We start from the raw sequence: 15658 nt of genomic DNA, 5'->3' as shown, positions 1-15658 counted from the left end.
TACTGGCTTAGTTCACTAGCACACTGTTGAGTTCTCAAGCAACACACCCCAGATCGCACCGCAGTCACGCGGCCTTATCCGAAGCAGTTATTTCTAGCAGTTTTTGGTGAGCCACCCACTCAATCACCTTGAGGTGAGAGCTTGGTTCGTGTCTCTGTCTTTCTCTCTGCCGCCCGGTTTCCCTGGCGACTTGGAGAACTTTACATGGCCGGAAACCCCCCAAAACAGGGGGGTACCTTAAGGACATTTTCGCTGGTCAGAGGCAGGAAACGGGCCCGCTCCGGTCGATCACCCGGCGATCGACCCGGGAGCGCCCCAGGTGAACGCCCGGAAAAAACATTGCTCCGAGTACATTGCACCGTATTGAACTCCTGGATTGCTCCGATTAGCGTCGGTCTCATGAGCACTGCGGAACTCGACGGCATCTCCGTCGCTTACGACGACCTCGGCACCGGGTTGCCCGTCGTCCTCGTCCATGGCCACCCCTTCAACCGTTCGATGTGGCGTCCCCAGGCCGAACGCTTCAGCCTGGAGGGCTACCGGGTCATCACCGCGGATCTCCGCGGCTACGGCGAGACCACGGTGGTCCCCGGCAAGACCGGCCTCGACGTCTTCGCCGCCGACATCGCCCGCCTCGCCGATCACCTGGGTATCGAGCGGTTCGTCCTCGGCGGTCTGTCCATGGGCGGGCAGATCGTCATGGAGTTCCACCGCACGTATCCCGAGCGCGTCCTCGGGCTCCTGCTCGCCGACACCTCCCCTCAGGAAGAGACGGAAGAGGGCAAGCGCGTCCGCAACGAGACCGCGGACCGGGTCCTCGCCGAGGGCATCGGCTGGTACGCCGACGAGGTGCTGACGAAGATGGTCTCGCCGGAGAACGTCCGCACGATGCCGGACGTCGCGGCGCACGTCTTACAGATGATGCGCACGACTCCCCCGGAAGGAGCGGCGGCGGCGCTCAGGGGACGGGCCGAGCGGCCCGACTACCGGGAGAGCCTCAAGAAGGTCGCCGTGCCGAGCCTGGTCGTCGTCGGGACGGAGGACGAGTTCACGCCCGTCTCGGACGCCGAGCTGATGCGCGACCTCATCCCCGGCTCCACCCTGGCGGTGATCGAGGGCGCCGCCCACATGCCTAACCTGGAGCGCGAGGCCGAGTTCGACGCCGTGTTCGCACGGTTCCTGAAAGAAGTTGGGTGATCGTCTCCATGTCCCAGAAGACCGTTTTCGTGACCGGTGCCAGCGCGGGGTTCGGCGTCGAGATCGTCCGCCGGTTCGCCGCCGACGGCGCCAAGGTCGTCGCGGCCGCGCGTAGTAAGGACCGGCTCGACAAGCTGGCCGGCGAGCTCGGCGAGAACGTCCTGCCGATCGAGCTGGACGTGCGCGACGCCGACGCGGTGGCCGCACTGCCGGAGTCCCTGCCCGAGGAGTTCGCCGAGGTCGACCTGCTGGTCAACAACGCCGGCCTCGCCAAGGGGCTCGAGCCCGCCCACCGGGCGAAGCTCGACGACTGGGACCAGATGATCGACACGAACATCAAGGGGCTCGCGCATCTCACCCGCGCGTTGCTGCCCGGCATGGTCGAGCGCGGCCGCGGCCACGTGATCAACATCGGGTCGATCGCGGGCACCTACCCGTACCCCGGCGGCAACGCCTACGGCGCGACCAAGGCGTTCGTGCACCAGTTCAGCCTGAACCTGCGGGCCGACCTGCACGGCACCGGCGTCCGGGTGACCAACGTCGAGCCCGGCATGGTCGGCGGCACGGAGTTCTCGGTCGTCCGGTTCGAGGGTGACCAGGGCAAGGCTGACAACGTCTACAAGGGCACGACGCCGCTCACGGCGGCCGACGTCGCCGAGTCCGTCTTCTGGGCGGCTTCGCAGCCGGAGCACGTGAACATCAACGTCATCGAGTTGATGCCGGTGGTGCAGACCTTCTCCGCGCTTCAGATCCATCGCGAGAGCTAGAGAGCGAGAAGAGGTCGAAGAGCGCCTGCTGTTCCGGGCTCCGCTCGGTCAGCAGGCGCCGCGTCCGCGGGCGGCCGCCGGTGGACGGATACCGCAGCACCGTTTCCCCGATCCCCGCCAGGCTGTCCATCAGTTCGCGGACCGACAGGTTCATCCCCGCCCGGTCGGCCTCGCGTCGCATGAGGTGCGTGACCGTCGACGCGAGCACCGTGACCAGCGTGTGGACGGCGATCCGGTGCGGGGTCCAGTCCCAGCGCGGGGCCGGACCGGCGACGGCGGCACCGGTCAGCCAGCGGAACGTCGAGTCGAGGTGCGTCCGGGCGCGGTAGGCGGTGACGACCTCGGACACCGGCCAGTCGTGGTCGGTGACCAGCACCTGTTTGCCGAAGAACTCGTCGCGCAGCCGGGAGACGGCGGCGTCGTCGACCTTCCAGGTCAGCCGGATCTCCCCCGGCTTGGTGCCCGTCAGCGAAGGTGAGAGCACCCGCTCGACGCGGCGGCCGCGCGTGATCCGCGCGATTTCGGCGTTCACCTGGCCGCGGTCGCCCCGGTAGGTGCCCGCGGCGAGTGCGGCGTCGAGGCCGGCGAGCTCGCGGGTCGCGGTGCCGAGTTCGTCGCCGAACGCGCGGGCCTGCGCGTTGTGCAGGATCTCCGAATGGGTCAGGATCACGCGCCGCCGCACGCCCGCGACCACGGCCCTGGTGTCGAGGGCCGTCAGCCCGGCGAAACGCACCGGATCGACGGGCTTGCGCGCGGAAGCCGGTTTCGCCAGCAGGTCCGGGTGGTCCGCAAGCGGGAGCGCGCCGACGAAATGCCGTCCGAGGTCCAGTTGCGCGGCCTGACCGGCGGTGAAGACCAGCGTGACGTCGCCCGCCGTGTACCGCTCCCGGAGGTCGTCCGCAAGCGCGGCGAACGGCGGTGCCCCTTCCCTCGGGTACGTGTGCGACGCCAGCGGGATCGCGCCGTCCTTGGTGACCACCAGACCGAGGCCGGCGAGTTCGCAGCGGCAGGGGTCGGCCGTGGTGAAGGTGGCGAACTGCGGCACGTCGACGGCGAGCGCGGCGTTCCCCGTCCCCAGCGCCGAGAGCACCGCGTCGGCGATCGCGGTTTCGATCCGCGTGATCCGTTCCGGGGTGAGGCGTTGCAGTGCTCGCCAGTGATTCGCCAGGTCGGCCTTCAGGAACTCGCGCGCGACGCCGTCTTCCCACCAGGAAGCCAGGTCCGTGTCCGGTGCCGTCGCCCGGTGCAGGACGGCGAGCGCGAGATGCGATCCCAAGGTGGTCTCGGCGCGCTGGGCTCCGACGGCTTCGTCGACCCTGCGGACGAACTCGAGCCGCCGCAAAGTGGCCCAGACGGCCGCGACGTCGCCGAAGGTCCGGTGCCGCGCTTCGCCGGGCGCGGAGACGTCGCCGTCCATCGCGCGCCCGATCTCTTCGGCCGTGCCGAGGTAGCGTTGGGACACCACACGGGGCTCGCCATCGACCCTGGCGGAGGTGACGAGGTAGTAGTACGTCCGCCCGCCGACCTTCTTGCCGATCACCGAAGCCACACTTTAGGTAATACACTCCGGCCCACTGATCGGCAACCAAGATCGCGCTCTGACCAGCGGAAACAGTGACGATACCCACGTGGGTGACAGGGTGGCGGGATGCGCACTGGCAGCTGGAGCGAGTCCGGCCATAGCGTGCGGGAATGGCATCCCCCGCTGACGCGACCGCCCCCACCACCTCGGCGATGCGCCGTGCGCTCGCCAGGGCGCGCGATGGGAAGACCCTCGACCTCACCGAGGCCTCGATCCTGCTCCAGGCGCGCGGTGACGATCTCAAGACCCTGTCCGAGCACGCTTCCCGCGTCCGTGACGCCGGGCTCGTCGCGGCAGGCCGTCCCGGCGTGGTCACCTACAGCCGTTCGGTGTTCATCCCGCTGACCCGGTTGTGCCGGGACCGGTGTGGTTACTGCACTTTCGCGACCGTTCCCGGCCGCGTCGACGCGCCGTTCCTCTCCCCCGACGAGGTCCTCGACATCGCGCGCAAGGGTGCCGCGATGGGCGTCAAGGAGGCGCTGTTCACCCTCGGGGACCGTCCGGAGGACCGCTGGACGGCGGCGAAGGACTGGCTCGACGCCCACGGCTACGACGACACGCTGTCCTACGTCAGGGCGATGGCGATCCGGGTCCTCGAAGAGACCGGCGTGCTGCCGCACCTCAACCCGGGTGTGCTGACCTGGCAGGACTTCCAGCGGCTCAAGCCGGTTTCGGCGTCGATGGGCATGATGCTGGAGACGACCGCGAAGCGCCTCTACACCGACAAGGGCGGCCCTCACTACGGCTCGCCCGACAAGGACCCCGACGTCCGCCTGCGCGTTCTCGAAGACGCCGGCCGCAGCTCGGTGCCGTTCACGACGGGCCTCCTGATCGGCATCGGCGAGAACTTCGAGGAGCGCGCCGACACGTTGTTCGCCATCCGCAAGGTCGCCAAGACCTACGGCGGCATCCAGGAAGTCATCGTGCAGAACTTCCGCGCGAAGCCGGACACGAAGATGCGCGCGACCCCGGACGCCGACCTCGAGGAGCTCGCCGCGACCATCGCCGTCGCGCGGCTCGTGCTCGGGCCGCGGATGCGCATCCAGGCGCCGCCGAACCTGATCGGCCAGCAGTACGAACTGATGCTGAACGCCGGCATCGACGACTGGGGCGGCGTCTCCCCGCTGACCCCCGACCACGTGAACCCCGAACGCGCGTGGCCGCAGATCGACGAGCTCAAGCGCCGCACCGAAGCGCTCGGGTTCACCGTGCGCGAGCGGCTCCCGATCTACCCGGAGTACGTCAAGACCGGCGAGCCGTGGCTGGACCCGCGGATGAACGCGCATCTCGCGCCGCTGACCGACACCGAGACCGGGCTCGCGATCGAAGAGGCCATCCCGGTGGGCATCCCGTGGCAGGAGCCGGACGGCGGCTGGAAGGAGGCCGGGCGCACCGATCTGCACGTCGAGGTCGACACCGTCGGGCGTACGGAAGACCGCCGCAGTGACTTCGACTCGGTCTACGGCGACTGGGACGAGATCAAGGGCAACATCAAGACCGCGCCGCAGCGGTTCGACACCGACATCCGGGATGCCTTGCGCAGCGCGGAAAAGAACCCCGCCGGGATTTCGGACGACGAGGCTCTGGCGCTGCTGCACGCCGACGGCCCGGAGCTCGACGCGTTCACCAAGATCGCCGACGACCTGCGCCGCGAGGTGAACGGCGACGACGTCACCTTCGTGGTCACGCGGAACATCAACTTCACCAACGTCTGCTACACCGGCTGCCGGTTCTGCGCGTTCGCCCAGCGGCGCACCGACGCCGACGCGTACACGCTTTCACTGGAGCAGGTCGGCGACCGGGTCGACGAGGCGTGGGCCGCCGGCGCGACCGAGATCTGCATGCAGGGCGGCATCCACCCGGATCTGCCGGGTACCGCGTACTTCGATCTCGCGGCCGAGGTGAAACGGCGCCAGCCCGGCATCCACCTGCACTCCTACAGCCCGATGGAGGTCGTCAACGGCGCTTCGCGGACGAACCTCTCGATCGAGGACTGGCTGGCGCAGGCGAAGGCGTCCGGTGTCGACTCGCTGCCGGGCACGGCCGCTGAGATCCTCGACGACGACGTCCGCTGGGTGCTGACGAAGGGCAAGCTGCCGACGTCGGAATGGATCAACGTCGTCACCACCGCGCACAAACTCGGCATCACGACGACGTCGACGATGATGTACGGCCACGTCGACACTCCCGCGCACTGGGTCGGACACCTGAAGCTGCTGGCGAAACTGCAGCGGGAAGGCCTGGAGCGCAACGGGCGGCGCGGGTTCAGCGAGTTCGTGCTGCTGCCGTTCATCCACCAGAGCTCGCCGATCTACCTCGCCGGGCTCGCCAGGGCGGGCACGACGCTGCGCGAGAACCGCGCGGTGCACGCGCTGTCCCGGCTGCTGCTGCACGGGATGATCGACAACATCCAGAGTTCCTGGGTGAAACTCGGTGAAGAGGGTAGTCGCGCGGTGCTCCAGGGTGGGGTCAACGACATCGGCGGGACGCTGATGGAGGAGACGATCAGCCGGATGGCGGGTGCGGCCAACGGGTCGTACAAGACGATCAGCGACATGCGCGCGATGGTCGAACCGCTGGGGCGTCCGCTGCGGCAGCGGACCACCGAGTACGGCACGCCGACGGCGGAACGGATCGCCGCGGCCGAGGCGTCGGACGGCGTCGCGACCGCGGTCCGGCGGCCGCTGCTGCCGCTTGTCACTTCCTGACGAATAATCCGCGAAGGCCCCCTTCTTCACGTACAGCGTGACGAAGGGGGCCTTCACTTTGCGTGTGTCACCGATCACAAGGAGCGGGGACCCTCGGCGTTTTCTGTGCTAAACCCGAGAATCACTTCCGGGCAGCCGAGAGGACGACGATGACCGCGAGCGCAGTCCAGGTGGCCGACACCGCCCGCTATCCGTTGTCCGAACCAGGAAGCCCGGCCTGGCGCGAAATCGTCGCCCGGACCCGCGCCGAACTGCGGGAAACGGGATGCAGTGTGCTCGCCGACTTCATCCGCCCGGAGTTGCGTGACGTCCTTCGCCACGAAGGCGCGCAGATCGCTCCGGAGGCGTACGCGAAGGTCGAACGCGTCAACGCCTACAACATCGCCATCGACACTCCGCTGCCGGAAGGCCATCCCGGCCGCACGATCATGGAACGCGGCAATGCTTTCGTGGCACGCGACCAGATCCCGGCGACCGCGATCATCCAGCAGCTGTACGCGAGCCACGAGTTCCAGCGCTTCGTGGCCGACTGCTTCGAACTCCCCGCCCTCCACGAACTCGCCGACCCGCTGTCCGGGCTGGTGCTCAACGTGATCGAACCGGGCCGCTCGCATCCGTGGCATTTCGACACCAACTCCTACACCGTCAGCATGCTCACGCAGGAGGCCGCCGACGGCGGTGTCTTCGAATACTGTCCGAACATCCGCTCCGAAACGGCGGAGAACTTCGACGACGTCCGTGCCGTCCTGGCGGGCGAAGGGGATCACCTGATCCGAAGGCTCACTCTGCGTCCCGGTGATCTTCAGCTGTTTCGCGGACGCTTCGCCCTGCACCGCGTGAGTAGTGTTCAAGGCGCAACAGCACGCCATTCCGCGATCTTCGCCTACAGCGAGCGTCCTGGGGTCATCGGCAGTCCGGAGCGGACTAGACAGCTGTTCGGCCGGGTCCTGCCCGAACACGTCGCTTCAGCGGCCGTCCGGGGCGATCAGCTGCTCGACTAAGTCAGGAGCCCGGCCCGTGCCTTTGGATTCGACCGGCAAGATCTCCTTCGACCACATCTACACCGAGCCCGATCCGCGTGCCTTCTACGGCACCTTGCGCAGGCTGGACTACGACATCCCCCAGCAGGCCAAGGCCTACTTCGCGAAACTGATCGACGAGTACCGCGCCGAGCAGGACGTCAAGGTCCCGACGGTGCTCGATCTCGGCTGCTCGTACGGCGTCAACGCGGCGCTGTACCGATGTGACACCTCGATGGAGCGGCTGTACGACCATTACACCGATGGCGAGTCGCTGAGCAGGGAAGAGCTGATCGCGCACGATCGGCGGATGGTCGAAAGGCTCGCCGTCGGCGACGGAGTCCGCTTCATCGGCCTCGACTCCTCCGCACCCGCCCTGGAATACGCGCTCGCCGCGGGCTTCATCGACGAAGCGATCCACGCCGATCTGGAGAGCGAAGACCCGACGGAGGAGCAACGCGCGCTGCTGGCCGACGTCGACGTCGTCATCTCGACCGGCTGCATCGGTTACGTCACGGAGAAGACCCTCGTCCGGATAGCGCGGGAAAACCGGCCGTGGATGGCGCATTTCGTGCTCCGGATGTTCTCCTACGAACCGGTCGCCGCGAGCCTCACCGACCTGGAGTACGACACGGCCGGGGTCGACGGCGTCTTCCGGCAGCGGAAGTTCGCTTCCGAAGAGGAACGGACCCAGATCCTGGACAACCTGTCCGTCGCGGGCGTCGACCCGCGTGGGCTGGAAGCCGACGGCCGGCTGTACGCGCGGCTGTTCGTCTCCCGCCCGAACGGCGCGGCGGGCGGGCTCGCCTCCGCGTTGAACACCCTTCCCCTTCGAGATCAAGGATGATCGTGAGCAGTCCGGAACTGTCCACCCGCACGTTCGGCAACGAGGAGGTCCTGCCGCGGGTCCCCGTCCCCAGCCTGGAAGACACCTGCCGCCGGTTCCTCGAGTGGTGCTCGCCGCTGCTCACGCCCGGTGAGCTCGCGGAGACCGAAGGCGCCGTCGCCGAGTTCCTCGCGGAAGGAAGCCCTGCGCACGAACTGCAGAGCGCGCTCGAAGCGTTCGACAGCCGCGAAGGCGTCCGAAGCTGGCTCGACACCTTCTGGCCGTACCGCTACCTCGGCCGCCGCGACCGGATCGCGCTCAACGCGAACTTCTTCTTCCTGTTCACCGAATCCCCGCTGGGACAGCTGGAGCGGGCGGCCGAACTGGCCGCGTCGGCGGTGGACTACAAGCTGAAGCTCGACGAGGAGCTGGTGCCGCCGATCGTGCTGCGCGGGCAGCCGCAGTCGATGGTGCAGCACAAGTACCTGTTCTCGGCGACGCGGATCCCCGGCGCCGTGCAGGACACCGCGCGGACGCCGTACCGCGAAGACTGGCCGGGGCCGTCGCGGGCGCGGCATATCGTGGTCTTCCATCGCGACACCCCGTTCCGGATGGACGTCATCGCGCCCGACGGCCGCCCGTACTCCCCCGATCAGCTGGTCGCGGGGTTGCAGGCGGTCGTGAAGTCGGGGAGCTTCGTCGAGGACCCGGAGACCGCCGCCGGGCATTTCACCACCAAGGCCAGGGCGGAGTGGGCGGCGACGCGGGAATCGCTGCTCGCCGCGGGCAACGCGGCCGCGCTCGACGACATCGAGACAGCGTTGTTCTGCCTGTGCCTGGAGGACTTCACGCCGTCGGGCACGCAGGAGGCGTGCGACAAGCTGCTGCACGGTGACAGCGGCAACCGCTGGTTCGACAAGGCCGTCTCGCTGATCGTGTTCGAGGACGGCACGGCGGGGATCAACGTCGAGCACTGTGAGCTGGACGGGACCACGATCCTCGGGTTCACCGACGCGCTGCTGAGCGGAACGCGGCTGGAGCGGGCGCCCGCCGACGGTGTCCCGGCGTCCGAGGTCATCGAGTTCGTCCTGGGTGACGCGTTGCGTGAAGACGCGCGTGCCGCTGCCGCGTCCTTCGCCGCGTACGCCGACGCGACCGCTACGAAGACGGTGTCCTTCACCAACTTCGGTGCGAAGCGGGCGAAGGAGCTGGGGATGTCCCCCGACGGCTTCGCGCAGATGGCGTATCAGCTCGCACACAAACGCGCGAAGGGGATCACCGGCGCGACGTACGAGTCGATCGCGACGCGGCAGTACCAGAACGGGCGCACCGAAGCGATGCGCGTGGTGACGCCCGAGGTGCAGTGGTTCGTCCGGGTGATGGACGACTCGAACGCGGATCGGCAGACACGTCAGTCGGCCTTCCGCGCGGCGGCGGCGAAGCATGTCACGCGGGCGAAGGAGTGCCAGGCGGGCGACGCTCCGGAGCAGCATTTGTGGGAGCTGCAGCTGATCCAGAAGCGGCGTGGCGTCGAGGGCTCCCCGGCGCTGTACTCGTCGCCAGGCTGGCTGAAGATGCGCGACGACTACCTGAGCACCAGCTCGGCGCCGTCGGTGAACATCCGGTACTTCGGTTTCGGATCGACCAGCCCGCAGTGCATCGGCATCGCGTACGTGCTGCTGCCGGACAGCCTCAACATCTACCTGTGCACGCCGAAGCACGTGGCACACGAGATGGAACTGTTCGCGTCGGAGCTGGCCACCGCCATCGAGGAACTGCAGGAGTTGCTCGCCTGATTCGCTTGCCTAGTACGGTTCAGCCGTGCTGGGGAAAGCGATCTCGACAGTGGCGGCGACGGCGTTGGTGGTGGCGGGGTGCAGTACGCCCCCGCCGCCACCGCCGCCGGTGCCGACCGTCCACACCCCGGAGCCGGGGACCGTCGAACCGGCGGGATGTCTCGAAACGGGCGTCACGGTGAACTCGGGGCCGGTCGAGGCCGCGCTCGGGCACCGGGCGATCGTCGTGACGCTGACCAACTGCGGCACGGCGCCGCGCACGCTCACCGGCTATCCCGAAGTCCGCTTGCTGGACAAGGAAAAGCAGCCGATGGCCGTCGAGGTCGAGCACGGCACGTCTTATATGGCGATCGATCCCGGTGCCGCGGCGCAGACGGTCCAGCCCGGCGGGACGCTGGTGTCGGTGGTCGCGTGGTCGAACACCGTCACGGTGGGTTCGCCGGAAGCGGGCGCCTATGTGACAGTCGCGGCCGCGAAGGGCGATCCGGAGCAGCGGATCACGGTCGACACCGATCTCGGCACGACCGGCAAGCTCACGCTGACGGCCTGGAACGCCGAACTCAAGCACTGAGGTTTGTGACGAGACCGCACGGCTTTGCGACGGTTCCGCCGCGACTCCGGGCAAGTGCGGCGAGGCGCCCTTACGATCGGTGAGCCTTTCGATCTTGGGGGACCCATGCCGCGCATCCTGCTCGTCGAAGACGACGAAGCCCTGGCCGAAGCGCTCACACTCGCGCTGAAGGCCCTCGGGCACGACGTCGTCGTCGCCCCGACCGGGGAGCGGGCGCTGGAAGTGCTGTTCACCGACCGGCTCGAACTCGACTTCGTGCTGCTCGACGTCATGCTGCCCGGCATGGACGGCTTCGAGGTCTGCCGCCGGATCCGCGCGCGCAGCCGGTTGCCGCTGGTCCTGCTGACCGCCCGCGGCGACCCGATCGACATCGTCGCCGGGCTGGAATGTGGCGCCGACGACTACGTGGTCAAACCCGCCGAACCGCGGGTGATCGACGCGCGGATCAAGGCGATCGGACGTCGCGCCGTCACCGCTCCCGGGCCGTCGGCGGGCCTGTTGCGGGTGGGGCGGCTGGAGATCGACGCCGCCGCGATGAGCGTGACCCGGGACGGCGTCGAACTGGCGCTCACCGCGACCGAGATCCGGCTGCTCGTCGAGTTCGCGGAGCATCCGAACCAGGTGCTGAGCAGGCAGACGCTGCTGAAACGGGTCTGGGACTACGGCTACGTCGGCGACTCCCGGATCGTCGACGCGGCCGTCGCGCGGCTGCGGGCCAAGATCGAGGACGACGCCGCGAATCCCGTGGTGCTGAAGACGGTGCGCGGACTCGGTTACCGGCTGGTGGACCAGTGAGGCGGCCGTCGTTCGGGCTGCGGACGAAGGTGACGGCGGCGGTCGTGCTGGTGACCACGACCGCGACCGCGGTGATGGCCTTCACGGCGGCGAAAGTGCAGGAAGACGACGCCGTCGACAGTTTCGTCTACACCGCCGAGGCGTCGTTCGGCGCTCTGTTCGAGCAGTCCTGGCCAGGCCTCGAAGCGGTCATGGACAACAGGTCCACCCTGGAGGGATTCGCCAGGATGATGACCGGCCGGACCCAGGAGTGGGCGCTGTTCACCAAGCGGCCCGATGGCGGGGCCGGTCTCGTGACCTTCGCTTCGACCGACCTCTGGTACCGGGCGCAGCCCGTGCCGGTGCGCGTCGGCGACCGGCAGGCGCTCGTGTCGTCGGTCGAGAACCGGGTGCTGGTGCGCACGGCCAAGACGATGGACCTCCTGACCGCGATCACCGAGGAGCCGGAAACCGGCAGGCGGCTCCTCGTGGTCAGCGGCAACTTCGTCGACTACTGGCTGGTGCAGTTCTTCGACCTCACCCCGCTGGACCTCGATCTGGCCGGGCAACGGCAAAAGCTGGTGTACATCGCGCTCGGGGTGACCGCGCTCGGCGTCCTCGCGGCCGTGTTCGCCGCGTGGAACATCCAGCGGCCGGTGCGCCGGGTCGCCTCCGCCGCCCGCGAACTGGGTGACGGCGCCTTCGACGTGCGCGTCCCGGTGAAGGGCCGCGACGAGCTCGCCGACCTCGCCGCGTCGTTCAACACGATGGCCGATCGCGTCGGCGCGGCGATCGAGGACCTGCGCGCCAAGGACCGCCAGCAGCAGCGTTTCGTCGCCGACGTCGCCCACGACCTCCGGACCCCGCTCGCCTCGATGGTCGCCACGGTCGAGACGCTCGACAGCGCGACCCCCGAGACCCGGACCCGCGCGACCGAACTGCTCGGAACGCAGACCCGGCGGCTGGCGCGGCTCCTCGAGGATCTGATGGAGATCTCCCGGTTCGACGCGGGGTCCGCGGACTTCCGGCCCGAACCGGTCGAGTTGCCCGCGCTGGTCGAGGACGCGATCGAGGTCAGCGTGCCCGGAACGACCGTCGAGGTGACGAGCACCGGGGACACGACCGTCGTCGCCGACCCGCGCCGCGTGCACACCATCGTGGGCAATCTCCTGGTCAACGCCGTCCGGCACGGCCGGACCCCGATCACCGTGACCGTGGAGGGCACCGCCGGCGCGGTGACGATCCGGGTCGCCGATTCCGGGCCGGGGATCCCCGGCGACCTGCTCCCGATCCTGTTCGACCGGTTCGTGCGGGGCGATCACGCACGTCAAGCGACCGAGGGCAGCGGGCTGGGGCTGTCGATCGCGCGGGAGAACGCCCTGATCCACGGCGGGGAGATCACCGCGCACAATGACCGCGGCGCCGTCTTCACCGTAAGTCTTCCACGGGTGTCACCAGCGTGAGCCCGCGTGGCGCGTAGCCGTCGAAGTACGGCATCGGGACGTGCGTGAGGATCAGGAACAACGCGGTCAGCACGGCGACCTGGCGTGCCGTCACTTCGCGGCGGCCGAGCCAGAGCCACAGCACGACCGCGAAATCGGTCACCAGCAGGAAACCCCAGCGCGCGTCGTCCCAGCCGCCGAACGCGAGCAGCGCCGGGGCCACGATCGCGGCGACGGGCACCATGGCCGCGAGCGTCGGGCGGTGCAGGTACAGGAAGCCGCCGACCACCACGATCGCGATCGGCAGCAGGTACAGCAGCACGTCGGTGATCGAGTACATCCGCCAGCTCTCGGCCTGCGTGCGCTCGAACAGGTTCAGCGCGTCGACGCGGTAGGCGAAGTCCGCTGTGGACAAGGCCTGCCGGAGCTTGTCGACGGCACCGGGCGCGGCGGGCGGCAGCGCGAGGATCAGCAGGCCGAGGCCCGCGGCCGGGGCGAGCAGCGCGCAAGCGCGCCGGAACGGGAACCGCCGCAGCAGCGCGAAACCGAACACCGGCAGCACGGTGAGCAACGCGATTTCGTGCACCGTCACCGAAAGCGCCATCAGCGCGCTCGCGAGCACCGGCCGGTTCCGGTGCAACGCCCACAGGGCACCGAAAAGCAGGAGGTACAGCACCTGGTCGAAGTAGCCGACCTCGTGGAACAGGTAGCCGCCGGTCGGTAGCAGGAGCCAGGCGACGATCAGCAGTCGTCTGCCTTCGGTACGGCTGCGGAAGAACGCGACCGTCAGGACCGCCAGCACCGCGCCGAGAACGGCGAAACTCGCGACCGCGAAGACCAGGTAGTCGTGCCCGAACGGCTTCAGGAGCGTGCCGACGAGGAAACGCCGGTGGAAACCGTCGGTGAGGGAGACCGCCTGCAGGGTCGCCGCCCAGTCCCCCGGCAGCCGGAACCCGGTGTACGCGGCGATACCGACGGCGATCCCGAACAGCGCCGTGAGACTCCGTCGCGGGGTCTTCTCGACAACGGGAGCGGGAAGCCGTTCGAGCAAGGTGGTCATGACGCCAAGCTAGGAACGGATCATGCCGTCACGGTGACCGATGATCACCGGTTCCGCACGACTTCGCTACATCGTCGTGTAGGTCAGAAAGGCCTGCTCGGAACCGGCGACCACGAACGCGGTCCGTGACTTGGTGGTCATGGGGAGCTCGCAGGAGAGCCACGCGACGCCGGTGGGCATGAGCGCCTTCAGCGGTTCCGGTACGACCGGAGCACCGGCGTGGCAGTTCTTGCCGGTCATCACCCTCGACACGGCTTCGGGACGCAGTTTTACCACCGCGGACAACCGGAGGTCTGTCGGACCGGGCGCCTCGATACGTCCTTCGGAGACGCCCATCCTCTCCTCGACCCAGGACGCCTCGACGATCTCGCCGACTTCCGGGAAGTCCTCGGCGACCGCCGCTGGATCGGTGGACACGACCGGTTCCTTGGGCGGCGGCGAGGTGCAGGCCGCGGTCAGGACGACCGCGGCCGTGATCACCCATGTCTTCCCCACAGTGCGCATGGGGACATCTTCGCTCAGGCGGTGAGCTTCAGGATGTCGATTCCGCGGGTGTTGTCGGCGACGTAGACGTAACCCTTGTGCCAGTAGGGCGCCCACGCGGCGGCGTCCGCCGGCCGGAAGTAGGCGATCTGCTTCGGGTCGGTCGGGTCGCTGACGTCGAGGAAGCGCGTGCCCTGCGAGTAGAACGACTGCACGAGGACCTTGCCGCGGACGTCGAAGTAGTGCGCGGAGCAGTCGCCCGACGCCGGGTCGCTGCCTTCCTGCCCGGCAACGCTCCAGGTGCCGACGGACTTGAGGCGGAACGGCTTCTCCGGCGTCGAGCGCCAGCCTTCGCCGTTGTACGAGTTCTGCAGCGACGAGATCGTCAGGACGCCGTCACCCGCGCAGCCGTCGAGGAAGCTCTCCTCGGTGGCGTAGACGAGGTCGCGGCCTCGCCAGCGGTTCGAGTCGGCGCCGTCGGCCGAGCGGTGCCCCGCCGGGTGGAAGCTGTTGTGCATGAACTTCGACGGCGCCGCCGTCTCCTCGATGCCGCCGCCCGCGTAAGGCACCGGTTCGAACGCCGTCGCACGACGGACCTTGCCCAGCACGGGATCGCGGTGATGGCCGCTGGTCCAGTAGCCGCGGACGCCGCCGCGGCCGGACACCCACGCCACGCCCTCGGCGTCGACCTGGACGTCGTGCACGTAGTCGGTCTTGCCGTCGTTGCGCGCGAGTTCGATCGGGTTCGGGAACGTCTTGGGGTTGCGCGGATCGCGGATGTCGGTCACCCAGATCGGGCGGCCGCCCCAGTCGGCGGGCTGGTTCGCGGCCTTCGCCGGGCCGCCGGTCCAGAGGTACCGGCAGTCGTCGACACAGCTGGTGGTGTGCCCGGCGGGCACCTTGGTGTAGCTCAGGAGGGCCGGTTTGTCCGGGTTCTTGAGGTCGATGATGTAGATACCGGACTCGCCGGTCTGCGTGGTGCCACCGTAGGCACGCGGATCGCGCGCGAGGAACACCAGCTTGCGTTTGACGTCGACCTCGGTGTCCTCGGTTTCCCAGAGACCGGGAAGGCTGACCTCGCCGATCAGCTTCGGTGCCGTGGGATTCTTCGTGAGGTCGTAGACCTTCAGGCCGAATTCGCCGGAAACGGCCATGACGTCGCGGTTTCCGTACTGCAGGAAGCCCATCGCGATGGCGCCCTGCGCGTCGGGCACGTTGCCGACGGCCTTGACGTTCTTCACCGCGCCGGGTGCCCCCGCGACCCGGACCTTCTCACTCGCCGGTTTGTCCTCCTCGCCGCAAGCGGCGGCGGGCAGGCCCGTGGCGATCAGGGTCACCGTGACCGTGGTGATCGCCAGGCATGAACGGAGCAACCAGTTTCCTCGCACAGAAACCTCCCAGGCTGATCTCCACACCTTATGATCACCACTTTG

13 protein-coding genes are annotated in these 15658 nt (G+C 68.5%); 9 read left to right on the top strand and 4 right to left on the bottom strand.

Translation table 11 applies throughout. The features are described from left to right. The first annotated feature begins 399 nt into the window (after positions 1 to 399). The gene (locus tag ACZ5IK_RS22275) at positions 400 to 1197 is read left to right on the top strand and encodes an alpha/beta fold hydrolase (protein WP_410604054.1); all 798 of its coding nucleotides are present in this window, start codon (positions 400 to 402) and stop codon (positions 1195 to 1197) included. Between the two features lie 8 nt (positions 1198 to 1205). Beyond that, on the top strand, positions 1206 to 1964 hold the full coding sequence (locus ACZ5IK_RS22270; protein ID WP_465489379.1) for an SDR family oxidoreductase: 759 nt from the start codon (positions 1206 to 1208) through the stop codon (positions 1962 to 1964). Here the strand turns inward: ACZ5IK_RS22270 and ACZ5IK_RS22265 are convergent. Continuing rightward, positions 1903 to 3513, bottom strand: coding sequence for an IS1634 family transposase (locus ACZ5IK_RS22265; protein WP_465489378.1), 1611 nt, complete (start codon positions 3511 to 3513; stop codon positions 1903 to 1905). The genes ACZ5IK_RS22270 and ACZ5IK_RS22265 overlap by 62 nt on opposite strands. A gap of 185 nt (positions 3514 to 3698) precedes the next feature. Here ACZ5IK_RS22265 and ACZ5IK_RS22260 point away from each other — a divergent pair, with 185 nt between their 5' ends. The 7 genes from ACZ5IK_RS22260 to ACZ5IK_RS22230 all read left to right on the top strand — a co-directional run bounded on the left by ACZ5IK_RS22260 (position 3699) and on the right by ACZ5IK_RS22230 (position 12703). Continuing rightward, entirely contained in the window at positions 3699 to 6254 is a 2556-nt protein-coding gene (locus ACZ5IK_RS22260; RefSeq protein WP_465489389.1) for a bifunctional FO biosynthesis protein CofGH, read from the top strand. A 149-nt stretch (positions 6255 to 6403) separates the two neighbouring features. Then, the gene (locus tag ACZ5IK_RS22255; protein WP_465489377.1) at positions 6404 to 7255 is read left to right on the top strand and encodes a HalD/BesD family halogenase; all 852 of its coding nucleotides are present in this window, start codon (positions 6404 to 6406) and stop codon (positions 7253 to 7255) included. A gap of 16 nt (positions 7256 to 7271) precedes the next feature. Next, positions 7272 to 8120 carry a class I SAM-dependent methyltransferase gene (locus tag ACZ5IK_RS22250; RefSeq protein ID WP_465489376.1) on the top strand — a complete coding sequence of 283 codons (849 nt, stop codon included), beginning with the start codon at positions 7272 to 7274 and terminating at the stop codon, positions 8118 to 8120. After that, on the top strand, positions 8117 to 9895 hold the full coding sequence (locus ACZ5IK_RS22245; protein ID WP_465489375.1) for a choline/carnitine O-acyltransferase: 1779 nt from the start codon (positions 8117 to 8119) through the stop codon (positions 9893 to 9895). The genes ACZ5IK_RS22250 and ACZ5IK_RS22245 overlap by 4 nt, the downstream gene beginning before the upstream one ends. Positions 9896 to 9920: 25 nt before the next feature. Continuing rightward, entirely contained in the window at positions 9921 to 10466 is a 546-nt protein-coding gene (locus tag ACZ5IK_RS22240) for a DUF4232 domain-containing protein (protein WP_465489374.1), read from the top strand. Positions 10467 to 10571: 105 nt separating this feature from the next. Further along, a complete protein-coding gene (locus tag ACZ5IK_RS22235; RefSeq protein WP_465489373.1) occupies positions 10572 to 11261 on the top strand; it encodes a response regulator in 690 nt (229 codons plus the stop codon). Then, positions 11258 to 12703: a sensor histidine kinase gene (locus ACZ5IK_RS22230; protein WP_465489372.1), complete on the top strand. Its 1446-nt coding sequence runs from the start codon at positions 11258 to 11260 to the stop codon at positions 12701 to 12703. Before ACZ5IK_RS22235 ends, ACZ5IK_RS22230 begins: the two co-directional genes overlap by 4 nt. Here the strand turns inward: ACZ5IK_RS22230 and ACZ5IK_RS22225 are convergent. The 3 genes from ACZ5IK_RS22225 to ACZ5IK_RS22215 all read right to left on the bottom strand — a co-directional run bounded on the left by ACZ5IK_RS22225 (position 12669) and on the right by ACZ5IK_RS22215 (position 15598). Further along, complete coding sequence (locus ACZ5IK_RS22225; protein WP_465489371.1) at positions 12669 to 13742, bottom strand: hypothetical protein; 1074 nt, start codon at positions 13740 to 13742, stop codon at positions 12669 to 12671. The two genes, ACZ5IK_RS22230 and ACZ5IK_RS22225, sit on opposite strands and share 35 nt — an antisense overlap. 66 nt (positions 13743 to 13808) lie before the next feature. Beyond that, positions 13809 to 14246, bottom strand: coding sequence for a hypothetical protein (locus ACZ5IK_RS22220; RefSeq protein WP_465489370.1), 438 nt, complete (start codon positions 14244 to 14246; stop codon positions 13809 to 13811). Between the two features lie 14 nt (positions 14247 to 14260). Further along, positions 14261 to 15598 carry an LVIVD repeat-containing protein gene (locus tag ACZ5IK_RS22215; RefSeq protein ID WP_465489369.1) on the bottom strand — a complete coding sequence of 446 codons (1338 nt, stop codon included), beginning with the start codon at positions 15596 to 15598 and terminating at the stop codon, positions 14261 to 14263. Positions 15599 to 15658 lie beyond the last annotated feature (60 nt).

It is taken from the genome of Amycolatopsis sp. NPDC031561, from assembly GCF_055580625.1.
This window is presented reverse-complemented; position numbering and strand designations above follow the sequence as displayed.